This window comes from Budvicia diplopodorum, from assembly GCF_009800925.1.
Lineage (GTDB): Bacteria > Pseudomonadota > Gammaproteobacteria > Enterobacterales > Enterobacteriaceae > Budvicia > Budvicia diplopodorum.
The window spans coordinates 64,713-84,819 of record NZ_WOYF01000014.1 but is presented as its reverse complement, the minus strand read 5'-3'; the positions used below and the strand labels follow the sequence as shown (position 1 = coordinate 84,819).

General features: G+C 46.8%; 16 protein-coding genes and 1 pseudogene. 7 read left to right on the top strand and 10 right to left on the bottom strand.

Translation table 11 applies throughout. The annotated features are described in order from the left end of the window. Nucleotides 1-51 precede the first annotated feature (51 nt). Together GVI43_RS12640 and dsbA are read left to right on the top strand one after the other, a co-directional pair. Complete coding sequence (locus tag GVI43_RS12640; protein WP_159567222.1) at nucleotides 52-1,041, top strand: serine/threonine protein kinase; 990 nt, start codon at nucleotides 52-54, stop codon at nucleotides 1,039-1,041. A gap of 24 nt (nucleotides 1,042-1,065) precedes the next feature. Further along, nucleotides 1,066-1,764, top strand: coding sequence for a thiol:disulfide interchange protein DsbA (gene dsbA, locus GVI43_RS12635; protein ID WP_159567221.1), 699 nt, complete (start codon nucleotides 1,066-1,068; stop codon nucleotides 1,762-1,764). A gap of 187 nt (nucleotides 1,765-1,951) precedes the next feature. On the opposite strand, the gene GVI43_RS12630 is transcribed toward dsbA, so the two are convergent. Then, the gene (locus GVI43_RS12630; RefSeq protein WP_159567220.1) at nucleotides 1,952-2,848 is read right to left on the bottom strand and encodes an acyltransferase; all 897 of its coding nucleotides are present in this window, start codon (nucleotides 2,846-2,848) and stop codon (nucleotides 1,952-1,954) included. A 630-nt stretch (nucleotides 2,849-3,478) separates the two neighbouring features. Here GVI43_RS12630 and polA point away from each other — a divergent pair. Next, nucleotides 3,479-6,274 carry a DNA polymerase I gene (polA, locus tag GVI43_RS12625; RefSeq protein WP_159567219.1) on the top strand — a complete coding sequence of 932 codons (2,796 nt, stop codon included), beginning with the start codon at nucleotides 3,479-3,481 and terminating at the stop codon, nucleotides 6,272-6,274. Between the two features lie 390 nt (nucleotides 6,275-6,664). Here polA and yihA read toward each other — a convergent pair whose 3' ends face one another. Beyond that, complete coding sequence (gene yihA, locus GVI43_RS12620) at nucleotides 6,665-7,312, bottom strand: ribosome biogenesis GTP-binding protein YihA/YsxC (RefSeq protein WP_159567218.1); 648 nt, start codon at nucleotides 7,310-7,312, stop codon at nucleotides 6,665-6,667. A 710-nt stretch (nucleotides 7,313-8,022) separates the two neighbouring features. Between yihA and yihI the strand changes: the two genes are divergently transcribed. Next, complete coding sequence (yihI, locus tag GVI43_RS12615) at nucleotides 8,023-8,577, top strand: Der GTPase-activating protein YihI (protein ID WP_159567217.1); 555 nt, start codon at nucleotides 8,023-8,025, stop codon at nucleotides 8,575-8,577. A 192-nt stretch (nucleotides 8,578-8,769) separates the two neighbouring features. Next, nucleotides 8,770-10,143: an oxygen-independent coproporphyrinogen III oxidase gene (gene hemN, locus GVI43_RS12610; RefSeq protein ID WP_159567216.1), complete on the top strand. Its 1,374-nt coding sequence runs from the start codon at nucleotides 8,770-8,772 to the stop codon at nucleotides 10,141-10,143. A gap of 78 nt (nucleotides 10,144-10,221) precedes the next feature. On the opposite strand, the gene GVI43_RS12605 is transcribed toward hemN, so the two are convergent. The 5 genes from GVI43_RS12605 to glnA all read right to left on the bottom strand — a co-directional run bounded on the left by GVI43_RS12605 (nucleotide 10,222) and on the right by glnA (nucleotide 15,200). Further along, a complete protein-coding gene (locus GVI43_RS12605; protein ID WP_159567215.1) occupies nucleotides 10,222-10,656 on the bottom strand; it encodes a GFA family protein in 435 nt (144 codons plus the stop codon). Between the two features lie 26 nt (nucleotides 10,657-10,682). Beyond that, the gene (locus GVI43_RS15965) at nucleotides 10,683-10,805 is read right to left on the bottom strand and encodes a hypothetical protein (RefSeq protein ID WP_281351010.1); all 123 of its coding nucleotides are present in this window, start codon (nucleotides 10,803-10,805) and stop codon (nucleotides 10,683-10,685) included. A gap of 169 nt (nucleotides 10,806-10,974) precedes the next feature. Further along, on the bottom strand, nucleotides 10,975-12,393 hold the full coding sequence (gene glnG / locus GVI43_RS12600) for a nitrogen regulation protein NR(I) (protein WP_159567214.1): 1,419 nt from the start codon (nucleotides 12,391-12,393) through the stop codon (nucleotides 10,975-10,977). An 8-nt stretch (nucleotides 12,394-12,401) separates the two neighbouring features. Then, nucleotides 12,402-13,451, bottom strand: a complete 1,050-nt coding sequence (gene glnL, locus GVI43_RS12595) for a nitrogen regulation protein NR(II) (protein WP_159567213.1) — start codon at nucleotides 13,449-13,451, stop codon at nucleotides 12,402-12,404. 339 nt (nucleotides 13,452-13,790) lie between these two features. Beyond that, a complete protein-coding gene (glnA, locus tag GVI43_RS12590) occupies nucleotides 13,791-15,200 on the bottom strand; it encodes a glutamate--ammonia ligase (protein ID WP_159567212.1) in 1,410 nt (469 codons plus the stop codon). 362 nt (nucleotides 15,201-15,562) lie between these two features. Here glnA and typA point away from each other — a divergent pair, with 362 nt between their 5' ends. Then, a complete protein-coding gene (gene typA, locus GVI43_RS12585) occupies nucleotides 15,563-17,389 on the top strand; it encodes a ribosome-dependent GTPase TypA (protein ID WP_159567211.1) in 1,827 nt (608 codons plus the stop codon). A 115-nt stretch (nucleotides 17,390-17,504) separates the two neighbouring features. Beyond that, nucleotides 17,505-18,354, top strand: a pseudogene (locus tag GVI43_RS12580) (IS4 family transposase); the annotation flags it as partial. Between the two features lie 50 nt (nucleotides 18,355-18,404). Here the strand turns inward: GVI43_RS12580 and GVI43_RS12575 are convergent. From GVI43_RS12575 to GVI43_RS12565, 3 genes are all read right to left on the bottom strand, one after another. After that, nucleotides 18,405-18,623 (bottom strand): hypothetical protein, encoded by a 219-nt coding sequence (locus GVI43_RS12575; RefSeq protein WP_159567210.1) that lies wholly within the window; start codon nucleotides 18,621-18,623, stop codon nucleotides 18,405-18,407. Between the two features lie 80 nt (nucleotides 18,624-18,703). Then, on the bottom strand, nucleotides 18,704-18,988 hold the full coding sequence (locus GVI43_RS12570; protein WP_159567209.1) for a hypothetical protein: 285 nt from the start codon (nucleotides 18,986-18,988) through the stop codon (nucleotides 18,704-18,706). A 372-nt stretch (nucleotides 18,989-19,360) separates the two neighbouring features. Beyond that, nucleotides 19,361-19,750 carry a YidB family protein gene (locus GVI43_RS12565; RefSeq protein WP_159567208.1) on the bottom strand — a complete coding sequence of 130 codons (390 nt, stop codon included), beginning with the start codon at nucleotides 19,748-19,750 and terminating at the stop codon, nucleotides 19,361-19,363. Nucleotides 19,751-20,107 lie beyond the last annotated feature (357 nt).

Here is a 20,107-nt window from a genome sequence, read left to right as displayed (position 1 = left end):
GCTGAGCGTTAGCTACGGTGTTTTTCCGCTAAATGAAGATATGAATCTCTTATGAGTAGTACATCAGCGTTTGTTTTCCATTCACTTGTTCCCGATCTGATTTTAGATGCGCTAGAAAGCGTAGGGCTGCGCGTCGATTCCGGGCTAACCGCGCTGAATAGCTATGAGAATCGTGTTTATCAGTTTATGGATGAAGATCGCAAACGCTACATTGCCAAGTTTTATCGTCCTGAGCGCTGGAGCTGCGAACAGATACTCGAAGAGCACGATTTCTCATGGGCGTTGTCTGATGCAGAGATTCCTGCCGTAGCGCCGCTGAAAATTAACCAGCGAACGCTACATGAGTATCAGGGGTTCCTGTTTGCCGTTTTTCCCAGCGTAGGCGGTCGTCAGTATGAAATTGATAGCCTCGACCAGCTAGAATGGGTGGGGCGTTTTCTGGGGCGAATCCATCAGGTAGGAAGAGAACGTAGTTTCTTAGTCAGGCCGACGATTGGTCTGGATGAGTACCTATATCAGCCGCGGGAAGTGCTGGCTGCAAGTGCGTTGGTACCGCCTAAAATCAAAGCCGCTTTGCTTTCATCGCTGGACGTATTAATTCAAGCGGTAGAGCATTACTGGCATACTGATTGGGTACCGTCTTGCCTGCACGGCGACTGTCATCCGGGGAATATTTTGTGGCGTGATGGTCCAATTTTTGTAGACTTAGATGATTCCCGTACCGGGCCGGTGATTCAGGATTTGTGGATGCTGTTACACGGCAGCCGACAAGACCAACTGATGCAGTTAGATATTCTGCTTGAAGCCTACGGCGAGTTTGCTGATTTTGATCGGGAAGAACTTTTACTGATCGAGCCGTTACGCTGTATGCGGATGGTTTACTACCTTGCGTGGGTCGTGCGTCGCTGGGACGATCCGGCATTCCCAAAAAGTTTTCCATGGATTGTTGATTTAGATTTTTGGCAGAGACAGCCATCAATATTTACCGAACAGGCTAAGCTGCTGCAAGCACCGCCATTACAGCTTATGCCAATGTACTGATTATTTTTATGGAGTGTTTATTAAATGAAGAAAGTATTGCTTGTGATTATTTGTGTTGTTATTGCCGCTGGTGGCTATTATTTCTGGTCAGGTAACTCTGCTGTCCCGGCGAAGGCTGAAGCTAGCACTAACACCGTTACGGGCGGGAACTCGCCTGTTTATACTAATGGTAAACAATTCATCACGCTGAACCGCGCGGCAACTGAAGAACCTCAGGTTCTGGAGTTTTTCTCTTTTTTCTGCCCGCATTGCTATGATTTCGAAAACGTTTACCACATGAGCGATGAGTTTAAAAAGCAGCTACCCGAGGGCGCTAAGCTAGTGAAATATCACGTTGATTTCTTAGGCGGTGAGCTAGGTCCTCAACTAACACAGGCTTGGGCTGTCGCAATTACGTTAGGCGTACAGGACAAAGTTGCTCCGCTGATTTTTGAAGGTATTCAAAAAACGCGTACCATCCATAATCTGAATGACATCCGCAATGTGTTTATCTCGGCTGGCGTAACGCCGGAAGAGTTTGACGGCGCATGGAATAGCTTTATGGTGAAAGCTCTGGCGGCTCAACAGCGCAAACTGGCCGCTGAAGTTGAATTGAGCAGCGTTCCTGCGGTTCTGGTTAACGGTAAGTACATGGTTAAGAATGATGGTCTGGAAGCGAGCAACGTTACTGAATTCGTACAAGAATTTGGCAAAGTAGTTAAGCAGTTACTTGGCCAGAAATAACGTTCTTTTGCATAAAGATTTGGCTTAGATAGAACAAAACCGCTCGTTAATCCGGGCGGTTTACATTGATGGCTAACCTCGTTCTTCATCCGTGATAAAAGGATAATATTCCGTTTTTCTTTTACTCTGGAATTAAATTAAACAACCCTGCCAACGTTTTCAACCGATTGTTAATCCATAATTATTACTACAGATATTCTGATTTTAACCGGTCTATCAGCCGATCTTTATTCTGCCAGATGTCATGCAACCACAGCTGAAACTGTCGCTTGTAGGCTTTATCGTTGAGATAATCCCCGCGGATACTGTCATCAACCGGTAAGGTTTCTATCCTGACCACAATGCGTTTCATTTGCCCTGATAGCAGATCAAAAAAGGGCTGCTGCTGGTTATCAGGGTAATAGATCGTAACGTTTAGTACCCGATCAAACTGGGAGCCTAACACATTAAGGGCTAGGGCTATTCCGGCAGACTTTGGTGGTAATAAGTTCTTATAGGGCGACTTACTCTTTATTTTCTTCTGTTCGGTAAAACGAGAGCCTTCAACAAAGTTCACAATAGTCGTTGGATGTCCGCGGAATTTTTCGCAAGAATGCCTTGTGGTTTCTATATCTTTCCCGCGAAGCTCCGGATGTTTAAGTAAATAAGAGCGGGAATAGCGGCGCATAAATGGCATATCCAACGCCCAACAGGCAATACCAATAAAAGGAACCCAGACCAGCTGCTGCTTAAGAAAATACTTATTCATTGGAATACGATCGCGCAGTAATACGCACAGCGCGACAATATCGGTCCAGCTTTTATGATTGCTGATTAGCAGATACCAATTATTCTTGCTCAGATCGTTAGCGCCTTGAATATCCCAAGTAATACGGTTTGTCACTTTAAGAATAAAGGCCAGAGAGAGACACCAACACCACATCATAAAATTACAAAATGTAGAAATTCCTCGGTGAATCGCCGGAAAGGGCAGGCATAGCTTGAATATGCCTGCCAATACCATAGGAATAGAACACAGCATAGTGAATATGATGGTTAATATTGTGGTAATCAGGAACGTAATCGAAGCAAACAATTTTGACATATTTTATGGCTTTTGTTATCAGTGCCGCAGTGCGTGAATATGTATAGATTTATAAAGCTTGCGTGATTCTAGCAGAAAGTGGCCCATATAATAAAATTTGGATTCGCTCAATAATCTATATATTCTTACTTAGTTAGGAATTTCCCCATTATACATTTTGTCGACTGAGCATCTAAGCAATTAAGGCTTTTGCCCTAAGTTTGGAAAACATAGATATGATTATTCCCTCTTTTTTGCTTTCAATTATCGGACCAGATAAACCTGCACAGATCTCAATTTTTAGCAAAATGATCGGATGAATCGTGAATAAATATATCTAAGCCTGTTGACAGATATGAATCACTAGCAAATCAACTATCCACAGTTGATGATCAGGCTGATATATGCCGGTTCCCAAGTTGACTGATATTATCCTAATGATTCTAAATAGTAATTTTCCCTTCTTGGCCTGTTGTGTTACCTATGGATAGGTATGATGGTTTTTTATGCACAGAGTTATCAACAGATTGTTAGCTATTTTTATGGACTTTTTCTCTGTTGTTATCACTAAAAGTTAATAAGCTGTTCGTCTCTTGGTCCGAGCTATGGCATTCTTAGCACCATGACTGAATTAAACAGTAAAGAGTAATTATGGCTAAGATTGCAGCAAATCCATTAATATTGGTTGACGGTTCTTCTTACCTCTATCGGGCATTCCACGCATTTCCACCGCTGACTAACAGCGAAGGTTTGCCAACCGGCGCTATGTACGGCGTATTGAATATGCTACGTAGCCTGATAACCCAGTGTCAGCCAAGCCACATCGTGGTGGTATTTGACGCCAAAGGAAAAACTTTCCGCGATGAGCTGTTTGCTGAATACAAATCTCATCGTCCGCCAATGCCGGATGATTTACGCGTTCAAATAGAGCCACTGCACCAAATGGTTCAGGGGATGGGGCTTCCGCTATTAGTTATCCCCGGCGTTGAGGCCGATGACGTAATTGGTACGTTAGCTAAAAATGCCGCCGCTCAAGGCCGAGACGTGCTGATTAGTACCGGCGATAAAGATATGGCTCAATTGGTCACTCCGCTGATTACGCTGATTAATACCATGAGTAATACCATTCTTGGCCCTGATGAAGTGCTCGAAAAGTATGGTGTTCCTCCCGAGTTGATTATCGATTTTCTTGCCCTGATGGGGGATGCTTCAGATAACATTCCCGGCGTTCCCGGCGTTGGCGAAAAGACGGCTCAGGCATTGCTGCAGGGGCTCGGTGGGTTAGATGCGCTTTATAGTCAGTTAGATAAAATTGCCGGTTTGAGCTTCAGAGGTGCTAAAACCATGTCGGCTAAGCTAGAGCAGCATAAAGATGCGGCCTATCTTTCTTATCAACTGGCAACCATTAAAACCGACGTTGAGCTGGATATCACCGATGACGAGCTCACGCTACGCGCTCCGGACATTGAGCTATTAAAACAACTGTTTGGCCGTTACGAATTTAAACGCTGGCTGGCAGAGTTGGATTCCGGCTCTTTTATGGACGGTAAAAAATTGCCGTCATCGGCAAGGGCTTCTGCTTCAGCGACTTTTATCCCTTTTGCCCCGGCTGCGGAAGTTTCAGCAACCCTTTCTCAGGAAGGCTATGAAGTTATTTTGGAACAGGCCGATTTCGATCGCTGGCTGGATAAGCTTAACAATGCCGAACAGTTTGCTTTTGATACCGAAACCGACGGTCTGGACTACATGAGCTCTAACTTAGTCGGCGTCTCTTTTGCGATTGAGGCGGGTAAAGCGGCCTACGTTCCTTTTGGCCACGATTATATTGGTGCCCCGGACCAACTGAGCGCAGATACGGTTCTTACTAGCCTGAAACCGCTGTTAGAAAATGAAAAGCTGTTAAAGATTGGGCAAAATCTGAAGTTCGATCAAAGCATGCTGGCCCGTTATGGCATTCGGCTGCGCGGTATTGAGTTTGATACCATGCTGGAATCCTATGTGTTAGACAGCGTTGCCGGTCGCCATGATATGGATAGTCTGGCAAGCCGCTACCTTAACCATAAAACTATCAGCTTCGAAGAGTTGGCCGGTAAGGGAAAAAATAAGCTTACCTTTAATCAACTGGCGGTTGAAGATGCTGGCCCTTATGCCGCTGAAGATGCGGACGTTACTTTGCAGCTTCATCAGGCGCTGTGGGCTAAGCTACAGCCGGATGACGAGTTGACTAAAGTATTTAAAGAAATTGAAATGCCGCTGGTTCCGATTCTGTCTAAGATCGAACGTACCGGAGTATTGATCGACAGTAGAATTCTGGATAAACACTCTGCGGAATTAGCTTTGCGCCTGCAAGAACTGGAAGCTCAGGCCCATGAGTTAGCCGGTGAGCCGTTCAATCTTTCTTCTCCTAAGCAGCTACAGACTATTTTTTACGAAAAGCAAAAGCTGCCGGTTCTGAAAAAGACGCCGGGCGGTGCACCATCCACCAATGAAGAAGTGCTGGCTGAGCTGGCGTTAGACTATCCGCTGCCAAAAGTGATCCTTGAACACCGCGGCTTGGCTAAGCTAAAAACGACCTATACCGACAAGCTTCCGTTGATGGTTAACGAGGTTTCTGGGCGGGTTCATACTTCGTATCATCAGGCCGTTACGGCGACCGGGCGGCTGTCGTCTAGCGATCCTAACCTGCAGAATATTCCAGTACGTAACGATGAAGGTCGTCGTATTCGTCAGGCGTTTATTGCTCCGGAACATCACGTCCTTCTGGCCGCCGACTATTCGCAAATTGAGTTAAGGATCATGGCGCATTTGTCGGGCGATAAAGGTTTGCTGGATGCGTTTGCCCAAGGTAAAGATATCCACCGGGCGACTGCGGCTGAAGTTTTCGGCACGCCGCTTGATTTGGTGACCGGAGAACAGCGCCGCAGTGCTAAGGCCATTAACTTTGGTCTGATTTACGGTATGAGCGCATTCGGTCTGGCTCGTCAGCTAGGCATTTCGCGCGGTGAAGCTCAGCGTTATATGGACCTCTACTTTGAGCGTTATCCTGGCGTTTTAGACTATATGGAACGCACTCGGGTACAGGCGTCAGAGCAGGGTTATGTAGAAACTTTGTTTGGCCGCCGTTTGTATTTGCCTGATATTAAATCCAGCAACGGCATGCGGCGTAAAGGCGCGGAACGCGCTGCGATTAACGCCCCTATGCAGGGAACTGCCGCAGATATTATTAAGAAAGCGATGATCGCCGTTGACGGCTGGCTGGAGCAGCAGGAAAAGCCGCTGGTTCGGATGATCATGCAGGTACACGATGAACTGGTATTTGAAGTACATCAGTCGGTACTGGAAAAGTCTGGCGAAGATATTCGCCAACTGATGGAACAGTGCGTTGAGCTGGCTATTCCGCTTAAAGTAGATGTTGGCACCGGTCTTAACTGGGATGAAGCCCACTAACGGACAGCAACTTATTGTTTATAATAGTGTCTATCGCCCCGAATGACTTCGGGGCTTTTTTATGCGAAGCGCTCTTCAGATCACCGTTGATTATCGTCCGTTTTCTGAGCGATATTTGGCCCTTTCCATGTAAGTTAGTTACATAAACAACTCTTTTATGTGAGTTGCATCCCGCTATTGTGTATATTGTCTTGTAATTATATTACAAATAATTCTTTTACAGCGCGAAAAAATGGAGTAGAGTTAGCGGCGTAGGGTACAGAGGTAAGATGTTCTATTTTTCAAATCTGTAATAGGATTGGCTTTATATTAGCCGCCCCATTTTTTAAATGGGGCGTTTTTTTTGCTTAAAAAATAGCGTGTTTCAAGGCTTGAAGCCAACTGAGGGGATTATTCTTCCGGGGCATCGTTTATATCATCGGCTAAATCGAAAGGTAAGCTAAACCATTCGTCCAGCTTGAGCTGCAGTTTATCAATGCCAATTTTCTTCAATGATGAAAAGACTTCAACCTGAACATCACCCAAGAAAGGTAATATGGCTTCTCGAACCATATTCAACTGAGCTTTACGGGCCCCTGAGGCCAGCTTGTCTGCCTTAGTCAACAGTATTAATACCGGAAGCTCAACGTCAACGGCCCACTGCACCATCTGCTGGTCTAGCTCTTTTAAAGGGTGACGGATATCCATCAGCACTACTAATCCTTTAATGCAGTTACGCTTTTGCAGATATTCACCCAGCGCGCGCTGCCATTTACGCTTCATTTCTTCAGGCACTTCGGCGTAGCCATAGCCCGGTAAATCGACTAAATGTAGGTTATCTTCAACCCGGAACAGGTTAATCAGCTGGGTACGCCCCGGCGTTTTACTGGTACGCGCCAGGCTTTTTTGATTGGTTAACGTGTTCAGCGCGCTGGATTTCCCCGCGTTTGAACGGCCAGCAAAGGCAACTTCAATGCCTTCATCTGCAGGTAAATGGGTAATATCCGGGGCGCTGATGACGAAATGCGTCTTGTGGTAGTTAAGTTTTTTTTGAGTCAAAACGTTCGTCTCCGAGGGGATCAATTTAAGGGCTGATTATACTGATTCACGATGGGAATAGGTGAATTTATTCTTAACGCGTCGGTTTAGGAAGATAATAGCCAATTTGTGTTATCTAAGCGTGTGAGACATTTGCCATAGGAGACTGGGGTAATATCTCCTTTTTAAGTGCGGGCCGAAAATTAATGTTTATATTATCAGCTAGTTATTTAATTCCTCATAAAAAACCTAGTACTTTTACCAGTAAGTATCTTGTTTAAGCTGCCTTACAGAGTAGAGTACGTATCAAGCAAGGAATGCGACGGAATGGAATGCACAGGGCTGTGTAGTCTCATGGAAACGTTAGGATGACGATAGAGATAAAAAAGGCCTGAATGGACAGAGGCCTTGCGATACAGGATTGTAACGCAGAAACGGAAGTCAGGATACGCAGTGCGTAGTTCAGGAAGAGCAAAGGCAAGGGATAGCACCAAGGATGAACATCTTCTCTAGGATCTGAGATAAAAATTGTTCGCCAAGGACTGGATGTAAAAAAACAAACGGAAAGACCGGGATGTTGGCTGTTCACAGGGATGAGATTAGGAATAAAATTCCTATATTGGTTAGAGATTAAGGCGACAGTTTAAACTGTCGCCTTTTTTCTTTCTCCGCTTTCTGCTAGATTCCGACGCAGTTCTATACTGAATATCTCCATTTAAGAGAATACCTCAATGAAGCAGTCCCAAAGTGGCCCAAAGGGCAGTACTAAAACCGCTAAGCCAAAGCGTAAAACTCGTGCAGATTTAAATATTGAAGCCCGTGACCGTAAACGTCAGAAAAAGCATCGCGGAAACGCTTCCGGTGCCCGTACTAACGTTGAGTCCGGTGCGGATAAAAATGGTAGAGGTGGCGCTACGCCGAAAGATCCACGTATTGGCAGTAAAACGCCGGTTCCTTTGATCGTTGAAAGCAATAAACCGGTTGTGGCTAAAGTGGCTAAACCCAAAGCGCCTAAACAGCCGAAGATTGCGCCAGAAAAGGAATTGGCACTTTTGGAGCAAGACGAGCGACTGAACCAACTGCTTGATGCCGTTGATGAAGGAAAAACTCTGTCGGCAGAAGACCAATCCTACGTTGATAATACGCTCGATCGCATTGACGAACTGATGTCAGAATTGGGCATTGATTTAGGTGATGAAGGCGACGATCTGCTTGATGGTGCCGATGAAGAAGAGAAAAGAGAAGATATCGTACAGCTTCTGAAAAGAAGCAGTTCTAAAGAGTGAATTAGCTGATGGGCTGGATATTGCTGCTGGTTAGTTTACTGCTTGCATGTTATCTCATCCGTTTATTAGGTAAACTGTTATGGCTGGGCCAACTTAAGCGACGTTGGCATTCGGCCAAAGCACCCCGTAAAACAATGAAAGATTTTAAAAAACGGTCGGGGAGAAATGGGAAATAAGGCGGAGTGAGTAATAATGTCTGAGCAACTGATTGACTGGGATCTGGCCCTTATTCAAAAATATAACTATTCCGGTCCAAGGTATACTTCTTACCCGACGGCTCTCGAGTTTAGTGAGCAATATACTGAACATGATTTTCAGGCTTCGGTTGAGCGTTATCCCTCTCGTCCTTTATCGCTTTATATTCACATCCCGTTTTGCCATAAGCTTTGCTATTTCTGCGGCTGCAATAAAATAGTGACTCGCCAGGGGCAGAAAGTAGAGCAATATCTCGACGTTCTTGAGCAGGAAATTCAGCACCGCGCACCGTTATTTGCTAACCGCCAAGTTTCGCAGATGCACTGGGGCGGCGGTACGCCAACCTATCTGAATAAAGAACAAATCAGCCGTTTGACCGAAATGCTGCGCCAGCATTTTAATTTTTTACCGGACGCTGAAATATCAATTGAACTCGATCCGCGTGAAATTGAGCTGGATATCCTCGATCATCTGCGGGCTGAAGGGTTCAACCGGATGAGTATGGGCGTTCAGGACTTCAATAAAGAGGTTCAGAAGCTGGTTAACCGTGAGCAGGACGAAGAGTTTATTTTTTCCCTGATCAAGCGTGCGAAAGCGTTAGGATTTAGCTCAACCAATATCGACCTGATCTACGGTCTGCCGAAGCAGACTCCGGAGAGCTTTGCCTATACTCTAAAGCGCGTTGCTGAACTAAACCCTGATCGGCTGAGCGTTTTTAACTACGCCCATCTACCCAGCCGATTTGCGGCACAGATTAAAATCAAAGATCACGACTTGCCATCGGCCAATGAAAAGCTGGATATTTTACAAGAAACTATTAGCTCTTTAACGAATGACGGCTATCAGTTTATCGGTATGGATCACTTTGCCCGCCCGGATGATGAGCTGGCGATTGCTCAGCGCGAAGGCCATCTGCACCGTAATTTTCAGGGATATACCACCCATGGCGACAGCGATCTGCTGGGCATGGGCGTTTCTTCCATCAGCATGATTGGCGATAGCTATGCCCAGAATCAGAAAGATTTGAAGGCCTATTACGCCAGCGTAGCCGAGAAAGGCAATGCGCTATGGAAAGGTATCGCTATGACGGAAGATGACTGTCTGCGCCGCGACGTGATCAAGACGCTGATCTGTAACTTCCAGCTGGAATATGCACCGATAGAGAAAAACCACGGAATCTATTTTGCTGAATACTTTGCTGAAGATATGAAGCTACTGGCTCCATTGGCGAAGGATGGGCTGGTGACGATTACCGAGAAGGGTATTTATGTTACGGGCAAAGGCCGTTTGTTGATCCGTAATATCTGTATGTGTTTTGACATTTATCTGCGTCAGCAGGCCAGAAGGCAGCAGTTCTCGCGGGTTATTTAATTTAGCTTTATTGATGAGAAAAGGCAGGGGGTATGTCACTACCCTCTGCCTTTTTCTTTTGTATTAGTGGCTGTGACATCAGCCCGGCGTATGTTCCGCCAACAGCTTCATCACGTCTTCACCGGTCAGTCTTTGAGTCTGGTTGCTAAAGCAATAGAACTCAGGTTGGTCATCAACGAAAATTTCAGCGGTTAGTTTTAACCGTTGTTTATCGGCATCACTCAGTTCTAGAGATGAATAGGTGACATATGCCTGTTCATTCCCCGTGGTTTGCCAGAAGAGTGAAGTTCCACAGTTATGACAAAAGCCTCGTTTGCCCCAGTCTGATGATTGGTAGAATTTCAGACCGGTCGCATTTTTAATCGAGAGGGTATTTTTAGCATCGAGAGAGAGGAATATTCCGCCGGACCAACGGCGACACATTGAACACTGGCAGGCCGTGACCTCATATTTTTCTAGCGTAGCCTCAAACTCTACATCGCCACATAGGCATTTTCCGGTTACTTTTCCCATTGTTTTAGTTTTTATCCTTAATGAAATTAGGTAAACATCACAAACATAATCACGCACAGAATAGCTGCGAACCCGGTTTGTGGCGACTGGCCGAACTGTGTGACAATTTCAGAACTGAAATTAAACAGAGATGTTAAGCGCTCCATCATAGCCCTGCTCCGGAAGGTTTGCTTATTAGATTTCAGCAATAATACTCAGCTGATGGTATCTGTAAAGTACAAAATTTCATCAGTGGTATTGAGTGCAACTATTTTTAATTTGACGGGGGTTTTGATGCGGAAATTGACGGGCATCCTTGCCCTGTAGTGATTTCTCAACCTATTCCATATCTAATTCTTTCAGCTTGCGGGTTAGCGTGTTGCGACCCCATCCTAACAGTTGGGCGGCTTCTTGCTTATGGCCGTGAGTATGGCGCAGGGCGACGGTCAAAAGAACCCGCTCCATATCCGGCTGAGCTTCAGATAACAGGTCTTGTTTACCGGCGATCAGCGCCCGTTCTGCCCATTGCTCCAGTAAGGTAGTCCAGTTACCCTCTTGTATAGCTATCTCGCGCTCAGGAGTCTTGGAGTCGTATACAAATAGTTCTTCTGGCAGATCCTGAGGCAGCACCTCTTTTCCGGCGGCCATCACGGTCAGCCAACGGCAGGTATTCTCCAGCTGGCGCACGTTACCTGACCATGACATCTGGCTCAGCGCTTTTTCCGTATCGGGGTGGAGAACTTTGGCTTCTACGCCCAGCTCTTGTGCCGTCATCAGCAAAAAATGGCGCGCCAGACGAGGGATATCTTCCCGGCGTTCCCGCAGCGGTGGTAGATGAATACGAATGACATTCAGACGGTGGAACAGGTCTTCCCGGAATTTATGCTCTTTTACCCGTTGCTCAAGGTTTTGATGGGTTGCCGCAATAATTCGCACGTCAACCTTCACTGAGGCATAGCCGCCTACCCGGTAGAACTGACCGTCGGCTAATACCCGCAGTAGCCGGGTTTGAACTTCCAGTGGCATATCGCCGATTTCATCTAAAAACAGGGTGCCGCCGTCGGCCTGTTCGAACCGGCCTTGCCTGACTTGGTTCGCGCCGGTAAATGCCCCTTTTTCGTGGCCAAACAGTTCAGATTCAATTAAATCTTTTGGAATTGCCGCCATATTTAAGGCAATAAATTTGCCGCCAGCGCGCGGGCTATGGCGATGTAAGGCATGAGCGACCAACTCTTTTCCGGTGCCGGATTCACCGTTGATCAGCACGCTGATGGATGACAGAGAAAGGCGACCGATAATCCGGTAAACGTCCTGCATGGCGGGCGCTTCACCAATAATATCGGTGGTCGGATCTTTGGCTCTGACTTCCCGTTCAGGCTGGCGTATTTCCTGATAGTGGCTGATGGCCCGTTCTGCCAGCGCTACGGCTTCATCAATATCGAACGGTTTGGGCAAATAATCAAAGGCACCAAACTGATAGGCGCTAACCGCGGCATCCAGATCGGAATGGGCAGTCATGATAATCACCGGTAGCAGAGGGTGATGCTGTTTGATTTGCTGTAGCAGCGTTAGGCCATCGATACCCGGCATGCGAATATCTGAAATTAGAACGTCGGGCGATTTTTCCACCAGAGCCGTCAGTACTTCATTGGCTGAATCAAAGCTGGTGCACTCAATATTGGCACCGGTTAGTGCTTTTTCTAATACCCAGCGGATGGCGCTGTCATCATCAATTATCCAAGCAGTTCCTTGACTCATTGCAACCCTCACTGACGGATGGGCAGGTAAACCGAAAATTCGGTATGACCCGGCCAACTGTTAAATTCAATTTTGCCCTGATGTTGGTCGATCAGGCTTCGGGCAATGGAAAGGCCTAGGCCGGTACCGCCCTGCCGACCACTGACCATCGGGTAGAAAATGGTGTCTTGTAGCTGGGTCGGAACGCCGGGGCCATTATCTTCAATATCAATACGGGCGGACAAGCGATAGCGAACCCCGTGCAGCGTGACCTGAGACGCCGTTCGGGTGCGTAGGATAATGTTTCCGCCCTTAGCCCCTAATGCTTGCATCGCGTTTCTGGCAACGTTCAATAACACCTGTTCGATTTGCTCTGGATCGTGGCTAAGCTCGGGCATGCTGGGGTCGTAGTCCCGGACAATGCTAACGTTTTCTGGCTTTTCCAGTACCAAAAGCTGATATACCCGCTCAGAAACCTGATGGATATTCTGTATTTCCCGCTGGCCGGGATGCTGTGGCCCGAGCAGGCGATCGACCAGATTCCGGAGTCGATCCGCCTGTTCGATAATCATTTTTGTATATTCGCTTAGGGCAGGATCGGGTAGCGCTTTGGCTAACAGTTGAGCCGCTCCCCGCAGGCCGCCCAGCGGGTTTTTTATTTCATGGGCTAAACCGCGCACCAGTTCTCTGGCCGCCGTTTGCTGAGCCTGCTGAAGCTGCTCCTGACTTAAACGGCGATGGTTATCTAAGGCGGATAACTCCATCAAAATATACTCATCACCCAGTAGCTGGGCGCTGAGGGTTAATACATGAAGCTGGCTGTCGATCACCATGCTGACTTCATTGTCGGTAAAACCTTGCCCATCGCGCAGGCTAGACCACATCAGTTCAATGTCTAATGACAAATAGTTGACCAGATTGGGTAATGGCGTACCAAAAAGTTTTCGAGAGCTTTGAACTAACAGCTGTTGTGCAGCCGGATTGGCGTAATGAATCGCTAAAGAAAGGTCCAGAATTAAGACGCAGGTAATCTGTGAGTTGAGGATCTGCTCCGTATCCGGTAGCGGCAGGATTTCCATTTACGACTCCTTTGCACCAAATTAGGGCATCAACTGACAACGCTAAAAATGCCCTCAATGTCGTCAGGAGATAGAAACCCATCAAAAGATGGGCTGATAATGATAACAGCGCTTACAGGTGCATTCTCTAGTCCGCCATCCCGTTGAAAAACGGGATCTGCTGTTGAACTTATTTCTTGCTTTTTAAGCCGTAAATGTAGTTCAAGAGCAGGTCAACGGTTGGATGATTCGCTATGCGAATGTTTTCGCGTTCCGACTTCCGTCGGGATGACGAGGCGGTGGTTTGCCTGCAATTTCAAGCCCACCATAACGATGGGCTTCTACCCTAACAAAAACCGCTTACACGCTGTAATACAGTTCAAACTCTAACGGATGTGGAGCCATACGCACGCGATCCATCTCTTCCTGCTTCAGTTCGATATAAGCATCAATAGAATCGTCGGTGAACACACCGCCTCGGGTTAAAAACTCACGGTCAGCATCCAGACAGGCCAACGCTTCTTCCAGAGAACCTGCAACGGTAGGGATGTTTTTTGCTTCTTCTGCCGGTAAGTCATACAGGTTCTTATCCATGGCTTCGCCAGGATGAATTTTATTGATGATGCCATCAAGACCGGCCATCAGCTGAGCGGCAAACGCTAAGTATGGGTTAGCCGCTGGGTCAGGGAAGCGCACTTCGATACGACGCGCTTTCGGGCTGGCAACCACTGGAATACGGATTGATGCTGAACGGTTACGGGCTGAGTAAGCCAGCATTACCGGTGCTTCGTATCCCGGGACCAGACGCTTGTATGAGTTAGTGGTTGGGTTAGCAAACGCATTGATCGCTTTAGCATGTTTGATAATACCGCCAATGTAGTACAGCGCCATTTCAGACAGGCCGCCGTATTTATCGCCGGCAAACAGGTTAGTCCCGTTTTTAGACAGCGACATATGGCAATGCATACCAGAACCGTTATCACCAACTAAAGGCTTCGGCATAAAGGTGGCGGTTTTACCGTACGCATGAGCAACGTTATGCACCACGTATTTATAAATTTGGGTTTCATCCGCTTTCTTGGTCATGGTATTAAAGCGGGTTGCCACTTCGTTTTGACCGGCAGTTGCTACTTCATGGTGATGAGCTTCAACCACCAGGCCCATCTCTTCCATGGTTAAACACATGGCTGAACGGATATCCTGAGATGAATCAACCGGTGGTACAGGGAAGTAACCGCCTTTGACCATAGGACGATGGCCTTTGTTGCCGCCTTCATACTTGGTTCCGGTATTCCATGCCGCTTCGGTATCATCAATATGGTAATAGGCACCGGCGATAGAGTTACCAAAACGAATATCTTCAAACAGGAAAAACTCTGGCTCAGGTCCAAACAGTACGGTGTCGGCAATACCGGATGAACGCAGGAAGTCTTCAGCGCGCTTAGAGATCGAACGCGGGTCGCGCTCGTAGCCTTGCATGGTACCCGGCTCAAGAACATCGCAACGGATAATCAGCGTAGTGTCTTCGAAGAACGGGTCGAGTAATGCAGTCGTTGGATCCGGCATCAGCACCATGTCTGATTCGTTAATACCTTTCCAGCCGCCAATAGAAGAGCCATCGAACATTTTGCCATCTTCGAAAAAGTCTGCGTCAACCTGATGAGCAGGGATCGTGATATGTTGCTCTTTACCTTTGGTATCGGTAAAACGTAAATCGACAAATTTTACTTCGTGCTCATTAAGCATGGTCAAAACATGTTCTGTAGACATTGTTGTTCTCCCGGTGGCTGTATTATCTTTTCGCATTTGGCATCGGTGCCATGAACAAAAGGTATGCTATAATCGTGCCAAGTTTTTATTGCTGACAGTCAGATAGCCGCTTGTGGCGTCTATAACGTCAGAGTATGAACGAAAAACATTTTTTTGCATCTGTTATTGCACTAAGATGGTGCGATAATGAATAAGTTGAACTTTTTTGGTGCAATTTGTGTTTTTATAAACGCTTTACACCGTGAAAATGATCACAATCCGTCTACACGATAGTTGTTTTTAATAGATCTTTGTGATCTTGTTTAGTACTTCGTCTAAAGCGTGTACAATAACGCGCTATTTCCAATGCCTGAGGCAAATCTGTGATTGAGAATCTACGTAACATCGCTATTATCGCGCACGTAGACCATGGGAAAACTACCCTGGTTGATAAGCTACTACAAATGTCTGGAACTTTAGGAGACCAACGTAACGAAGCCACTGAGCGCGTTATGGACTCCGGCGATCTCGAGAAAGAACGAGGGATCACCATTCTGGCTAAGAACACCGCCATTACCTGGAACGGTTACCGTATTAATATCGTTGACACTCCAGGACACGCCGACTTCGGTGGTGAAGTAGAGCGCGTAATGTCAATGGTTGACTCGGTGTTGCTGGTTGTTGATGCAATGGATGGCCCGATGCCGCAAACCCGTTTCGTGACCAAAAAAGCGTTTGCTAACGGTTTAAAGCCTATTGTTGTCATTAATAAAGTCGACCGCCCTGGCGCGCGTCCTGACTGGGTTGTTGATCAGGTGTTTGACCTGTTCGTTAACCTTGATGCGACTGACGAACAGCTCGATTTCCCAATTATTTATGCTTCTGCATTATTGGGTATTGCGAGTGACGATCATAACGAAATGACTGATAACATGGATCCACTGTTTGAAGCCATCGTTAAGCACGTTGCTTCACCGGACGTCGACAGTGACGGTCCGTTCCAGATGCAAATTTCCCAATTAGACTACAACAACTACGTTGGCGTTATTGGCATCGGCCGTATTAAGCGCGGTAAAGTTAAGCCTAACCAGCAGGTTACCGTTATCGACAGCGAAGGAAAAACTCGCAACGGTAAAATCGGTAAAGTACTGGGCCATATGGGCTTAGAACGTATTGAAGCGCAAGTGGCTGAAGCCGGCGACATCGTTGCGATTACCGGTTTGGGTGAACTGAACATCTCTGATACCGTTTGTGATGTGCAAAGCGTTGAAGCTCTGCCAGCGTTATCCGTTGATGAACCTACCGTAACCATGTATTTCTGCGTAAATACCTCACCGTTCTGCGGTAAAGAAGGTAAATACGTCACTTCACGTCAGATTCTTGATCGCCTGAACAAAGAGCTGGTACATAACGTAGCTCTGCGCGTTGAAGAAACTGAAGATGCCGACGCGTTCCGCGTATCGGGCCGTGGTGAACTTCACCTGTCGGTTCTGATTGAAAACATGCGTCGTGAAGGTTTCGAAATCGCCGTTTCTCGTCCTAAAGTTATCAATAAGATGATTGATGGCCGTAAACAAGAGCCATTCGAAAACGTGACTCTGGATATCGAAGAGCAGCATCAAGGTTCAGTCATGCAAGCCATGGGTGAGCGTAAAGGTGATGTGAAAGACATGATCCCAGACGGCAAAGGTCGTATTCGCCTAGATTACCTGATTCCTGCGCGTGGTCTGATCGGTTTCCGTACCGAATTTATGACAATGACTTCCGGTACTGGCTTACTGTACTCAACCTTCAGCCATTATGACGACGTGCGTCCGGGTGAAATTGGTCAGCGTCAGAACGGTGTGCTGGTTTCTAACGGTCAGGGTAAAGCGGTTGCGTTTGCTCTGTACAGCCTGCAAGACCGCGGTAAGCTATTCTTAGGTCACGGTGCAGAAGTGTATGAAGGCCAGATTATCGGTATTCATTCACGTTCTAACGACCTGACTGTAAACTGCTTAACCGGTAAGAAACTGACCAATATGCGTGCTTCTGGTACTGATGAAGCGACAACGCTGGTTCCCGCCATCAAAATGTCTCTGGAGCAAGCTCTGGAATTTATCGATGATGACGAGCTGGTTGAAGTAACGCCTGTATCCGTGCGTATCCGTAAACGTCACCTGACTGAAAACGACCGTAAACGTGCTAACCGTGGTCCTAAAGAGGCCTAATTAGTAGCCTGACCATCGGTTGTTAAGTGTAAAAAGCCACCCGGTAATGCCGATCGGTTGACCGATCCAGTGGTTGTAAGAATCCGGAAATGTTCTTCATTTCCGGATTTTTTTTATGCATATTGACCAGGCTCTTGACCTTGTTTCCTGCTACGATTCAACCCGTAACCCGCTGACTTCTCTGGGCGATTTTCTCGACCCGGCGCTTATTTCTCGTTGCCTTGCTGAATCCGGTACTGTGACTCTACGCAAACGCCGCCTGCCGCTGGAGATGATGGTCTGGTGTATTATTGGCATGGCACTGGAGCGTAAAGAACCCCTTCATCAAATCGTTAATCGTCTGGATATCATGCTACCGGGCAACCGCCCCTTTGTTGCCCCGAGCGCAGTTATTCAGGCCAGACAACGTCTGGGAAGTGACGCCGTCCTCCGGGTGTTCACACAAACAGCACAGCTATGGCATAGCTCCGTCACGCATTCTCAGTGGTGCGGGCTAAAATTACTGGCGGTGGATGGTGTGGTCTGGCGAACACCGGATACGCCGGAGAACGATGTCACCTTCCCGCGACAGACTTATGCCGGACAACCCGGACTTTACCCACAGGTTAAAATGGTCCGCCAGATGGAACTGACCAGCCACCTGTTAACCGCTGCTGCCTTCGGTACGATGAAAGAAAGCGAATACACGCTGGCCGAACAACTGATAGACCAGACGACTGATAACACACTGACCTTGCTCGATAAAGGCGACTACTCGTTGGGGTTACTGAATGTCTGGAATCAGGCGGGAAAGCACCGCCACTGGATGATACCGCTGAAAAAAGGGGCGCAGTATGAAGAAATCCGGAAACTGGGAAAAGGCGATCATCTGGTGAAGCTGAAAACCAGTCCGCAGGCTCGTAAGAAATGGCCGGGGCTGGGGGGAGGAAATAACTGCCCGGTTACTGGCATTAGCTTCTGCGGGTTATCAGGAATATGCACGCCAGAATTAGACGGAGCGATTTGAACATACACTTTACTCATCCTCTTTGCTTGGTTTGAATAGATTGCCGCTTAACGGATATTTTAACTGTTGCTCATAAGCCTGATAAGTACAGAACAAGAAGAGTAATAGAAATAACGCGGCTATTGAAATAGTCCCACGCATTGTCATCAGGCGCTTACCTTGCAGTCTGGCATTTAGCACCATGCCAAGAAAGAATAGTGAATAGCTGATAAGCGGTACTAACATCATTATCCATACCCGCTCTATATAATCAGCGGTAATTATCGTGGAGAGTAGAAACGGTAAGTAAGAACAGCCCAGATATTGAATTACCCATTGATTGATCTCGCCGTCGCTGAGAAACATTGCAACAGACCAATTGAGTAAAATATCGGGATCAAAATTGGGAGATAACGCGCATAAAAACCGCCCGGTAAAGCGTATTTCCCTGACCACAGCATTCCAATAATCAATGCAGAGAGCATTGCGATATAAAGTGAGGATATTGCCGATACGCCCAGCGTATGCAAAACGATACAGATGCCTTGCACCCACACCGGTAGGTCTATCAACATCATTAGTGAACTGATAATAATGTATTTTTTGTCACTCACTTATTATCCTTAATATATTAATAAATACGAGGCGGCTGTCGATATAAGGTCTGACAGATTGCACGTCTAATCCTTGAGACAACGCCTGAACGGCCGAGGCGTAAATTGGGTATGCTGCCGTAGCGCCATCGACCAGTCGCCGTTGATAGCTATTATAGTCGGTGGGGCAAGCGTCGTTAGTCGACCATTTTCTTTTTGGAAAGGCGTGTAATTCCACTCGTCATGATTATTTATCTTTTAGGGACTATTAGCGATGGCTGGCGATGTCGAAGAACGAAAAAATAGACTCGATTGTAAAGCAGAAACGGGGTCAGATGCTGGACCTAACCCCGTATTAATTGCCTGAACTATGCTCGATAGCTCACCCGGCTTTTAGCCGAAAAGTTTGCCTGTCAGCATTGATAGACCGGCAGAGATCATGTCTGCATTGCCTGGCTCTTGGCCGTCAGGAGACAGTTTGTTAACGATTTCTGGTAAAAATTGAGCAATAATGCCTGATGCAGCCTGACTATCGATGCCCAGCTTGGTAGCCAGTTGCTGTAGTGCATCACTGCTTAAAACCTGCTCAACGCGATCGCCGGTGATCGGCTGATTGGTACCGTTGCCGATCCATGACTGAACGACCTCGGTCAGTCCGCCATGACGGAATTTTTCCAGCAGGCCGGAAATGCCGCCCTGCTGCTCAACCCACTGCATAATAGCGACATAATCGATAGAACCTTTGCTACCAAGCGCTCCACCCAACTGATCTAATAAACTCATTTTATGACTTCCTAAATATCGTAGAACTGCCGCAGAGATAACCTCACTGTTTTGATTATCTCTCATTGTTTTTTGTCATTTAATAATGGTTAGGTACGCCTGAAAAGAGTTGCACAGGCGATTACCCCCGAAAGCGGATCCATCACGCGAATATTATAACCCAGCGTTCAGGGGGATCGTGGTTTTTATCTCTGCCGATATGCCGCTAAGTTTGTAAAATAATCCATTTTTTTAACGTTTATCAGCGCCAATTTTACAGAATTCATGCTTATTAACGGGTTAAACGGCGCTGATTAAACCAAGAAGAATAGCCAAAATTTTGGGGCTGAAAACATAGCTAATGCACTGTATTTTCCT

Coding starts and splice junctions, on each gene's coding strand:
- GVI43_RS12640 (WP_159567222.1), top strand. CDS start 52: ATGAGTAGTACATCAGCGTTTGTTTTCCATTCACTTGTTCCCGATCTG.
- dsbA (WP_159567221.1), top strand. CDS start 1,066: ATGAAGAAAGTATTGCTTGTGATTATTTGTGTTGTTATTGCCGCTGGT.
- GVI43_RS12630 (WP_159567220.1), bottom strand. CDS start 2,848: ATGTCAAAATTGTTTGCTTCGATTACGTTCCTGATTACCACAATATTA.
- polA (WP_159567219.1), top strand. CDS start 3,479: ATGGCTAAGATTGCAGCAAATCCATTAATATTGGTTGACGGTTCTTCT.
- yihI (WP_159567217.1), top strand. CDS start 8,023: ATGAAGCAGTCCCAAAGTGGCCCAAAGGGCAGTACTAAAACCGCTAAG.
- hemN (WP_159567216.1), top strand. CDS start 8,770: ATGTCTGAGCAACTGATTGACTGGGATCTGGCCCTTATTCAAAAATAT.
- GVI43_RS12605 (WP_159567215.1), bottom strand. CDS start 10,656: ATGGGAAAAGTAACCGGAAAATGCCTATGTGGCGATGTAGAGTTTGAG.
- GVI43_RS15965 (WP_281351010.1), bottom strand. CDS start 10,805: ATGATGGAGCGCTTAACATCTCTGTTTAATTTCAGTTCTGAAATTGTC.
- glnG (WP_159567214.1), bottom strand. CDS start 12,393: ATGAGTCAAGGAACTGCTTGGATAATTGATGATGACAGCGCCATCCGC.
- glnL (WP_159567213.1), bottom strand. CDS start 13,451: ATGGAAATCCTGCCGCTACCGGATACGGAGCAGATCCTCAACTCACAG.
- glnA (WP_159567212.1), bottom strand. CDS start 15,200: ATGTCTACAGAACATGTTTTGACCATGCTTAATGAGCACGAAGTAAAA.
- GVI43_RS12575 (WP_159567210.1), bottom strand. CDS start 18,623: ATGATGTTAGTACCGCTTATCAGCTATTCACTATTCTTTCTTGGCATG.
- GVI43_RS12565 (WP_159567208.1), bottom strand. CDS start 19,750: ATGAGTTTATTAGATCAGTTGGGTGGAGCGCTTGGTAGCAAAGGTTCT.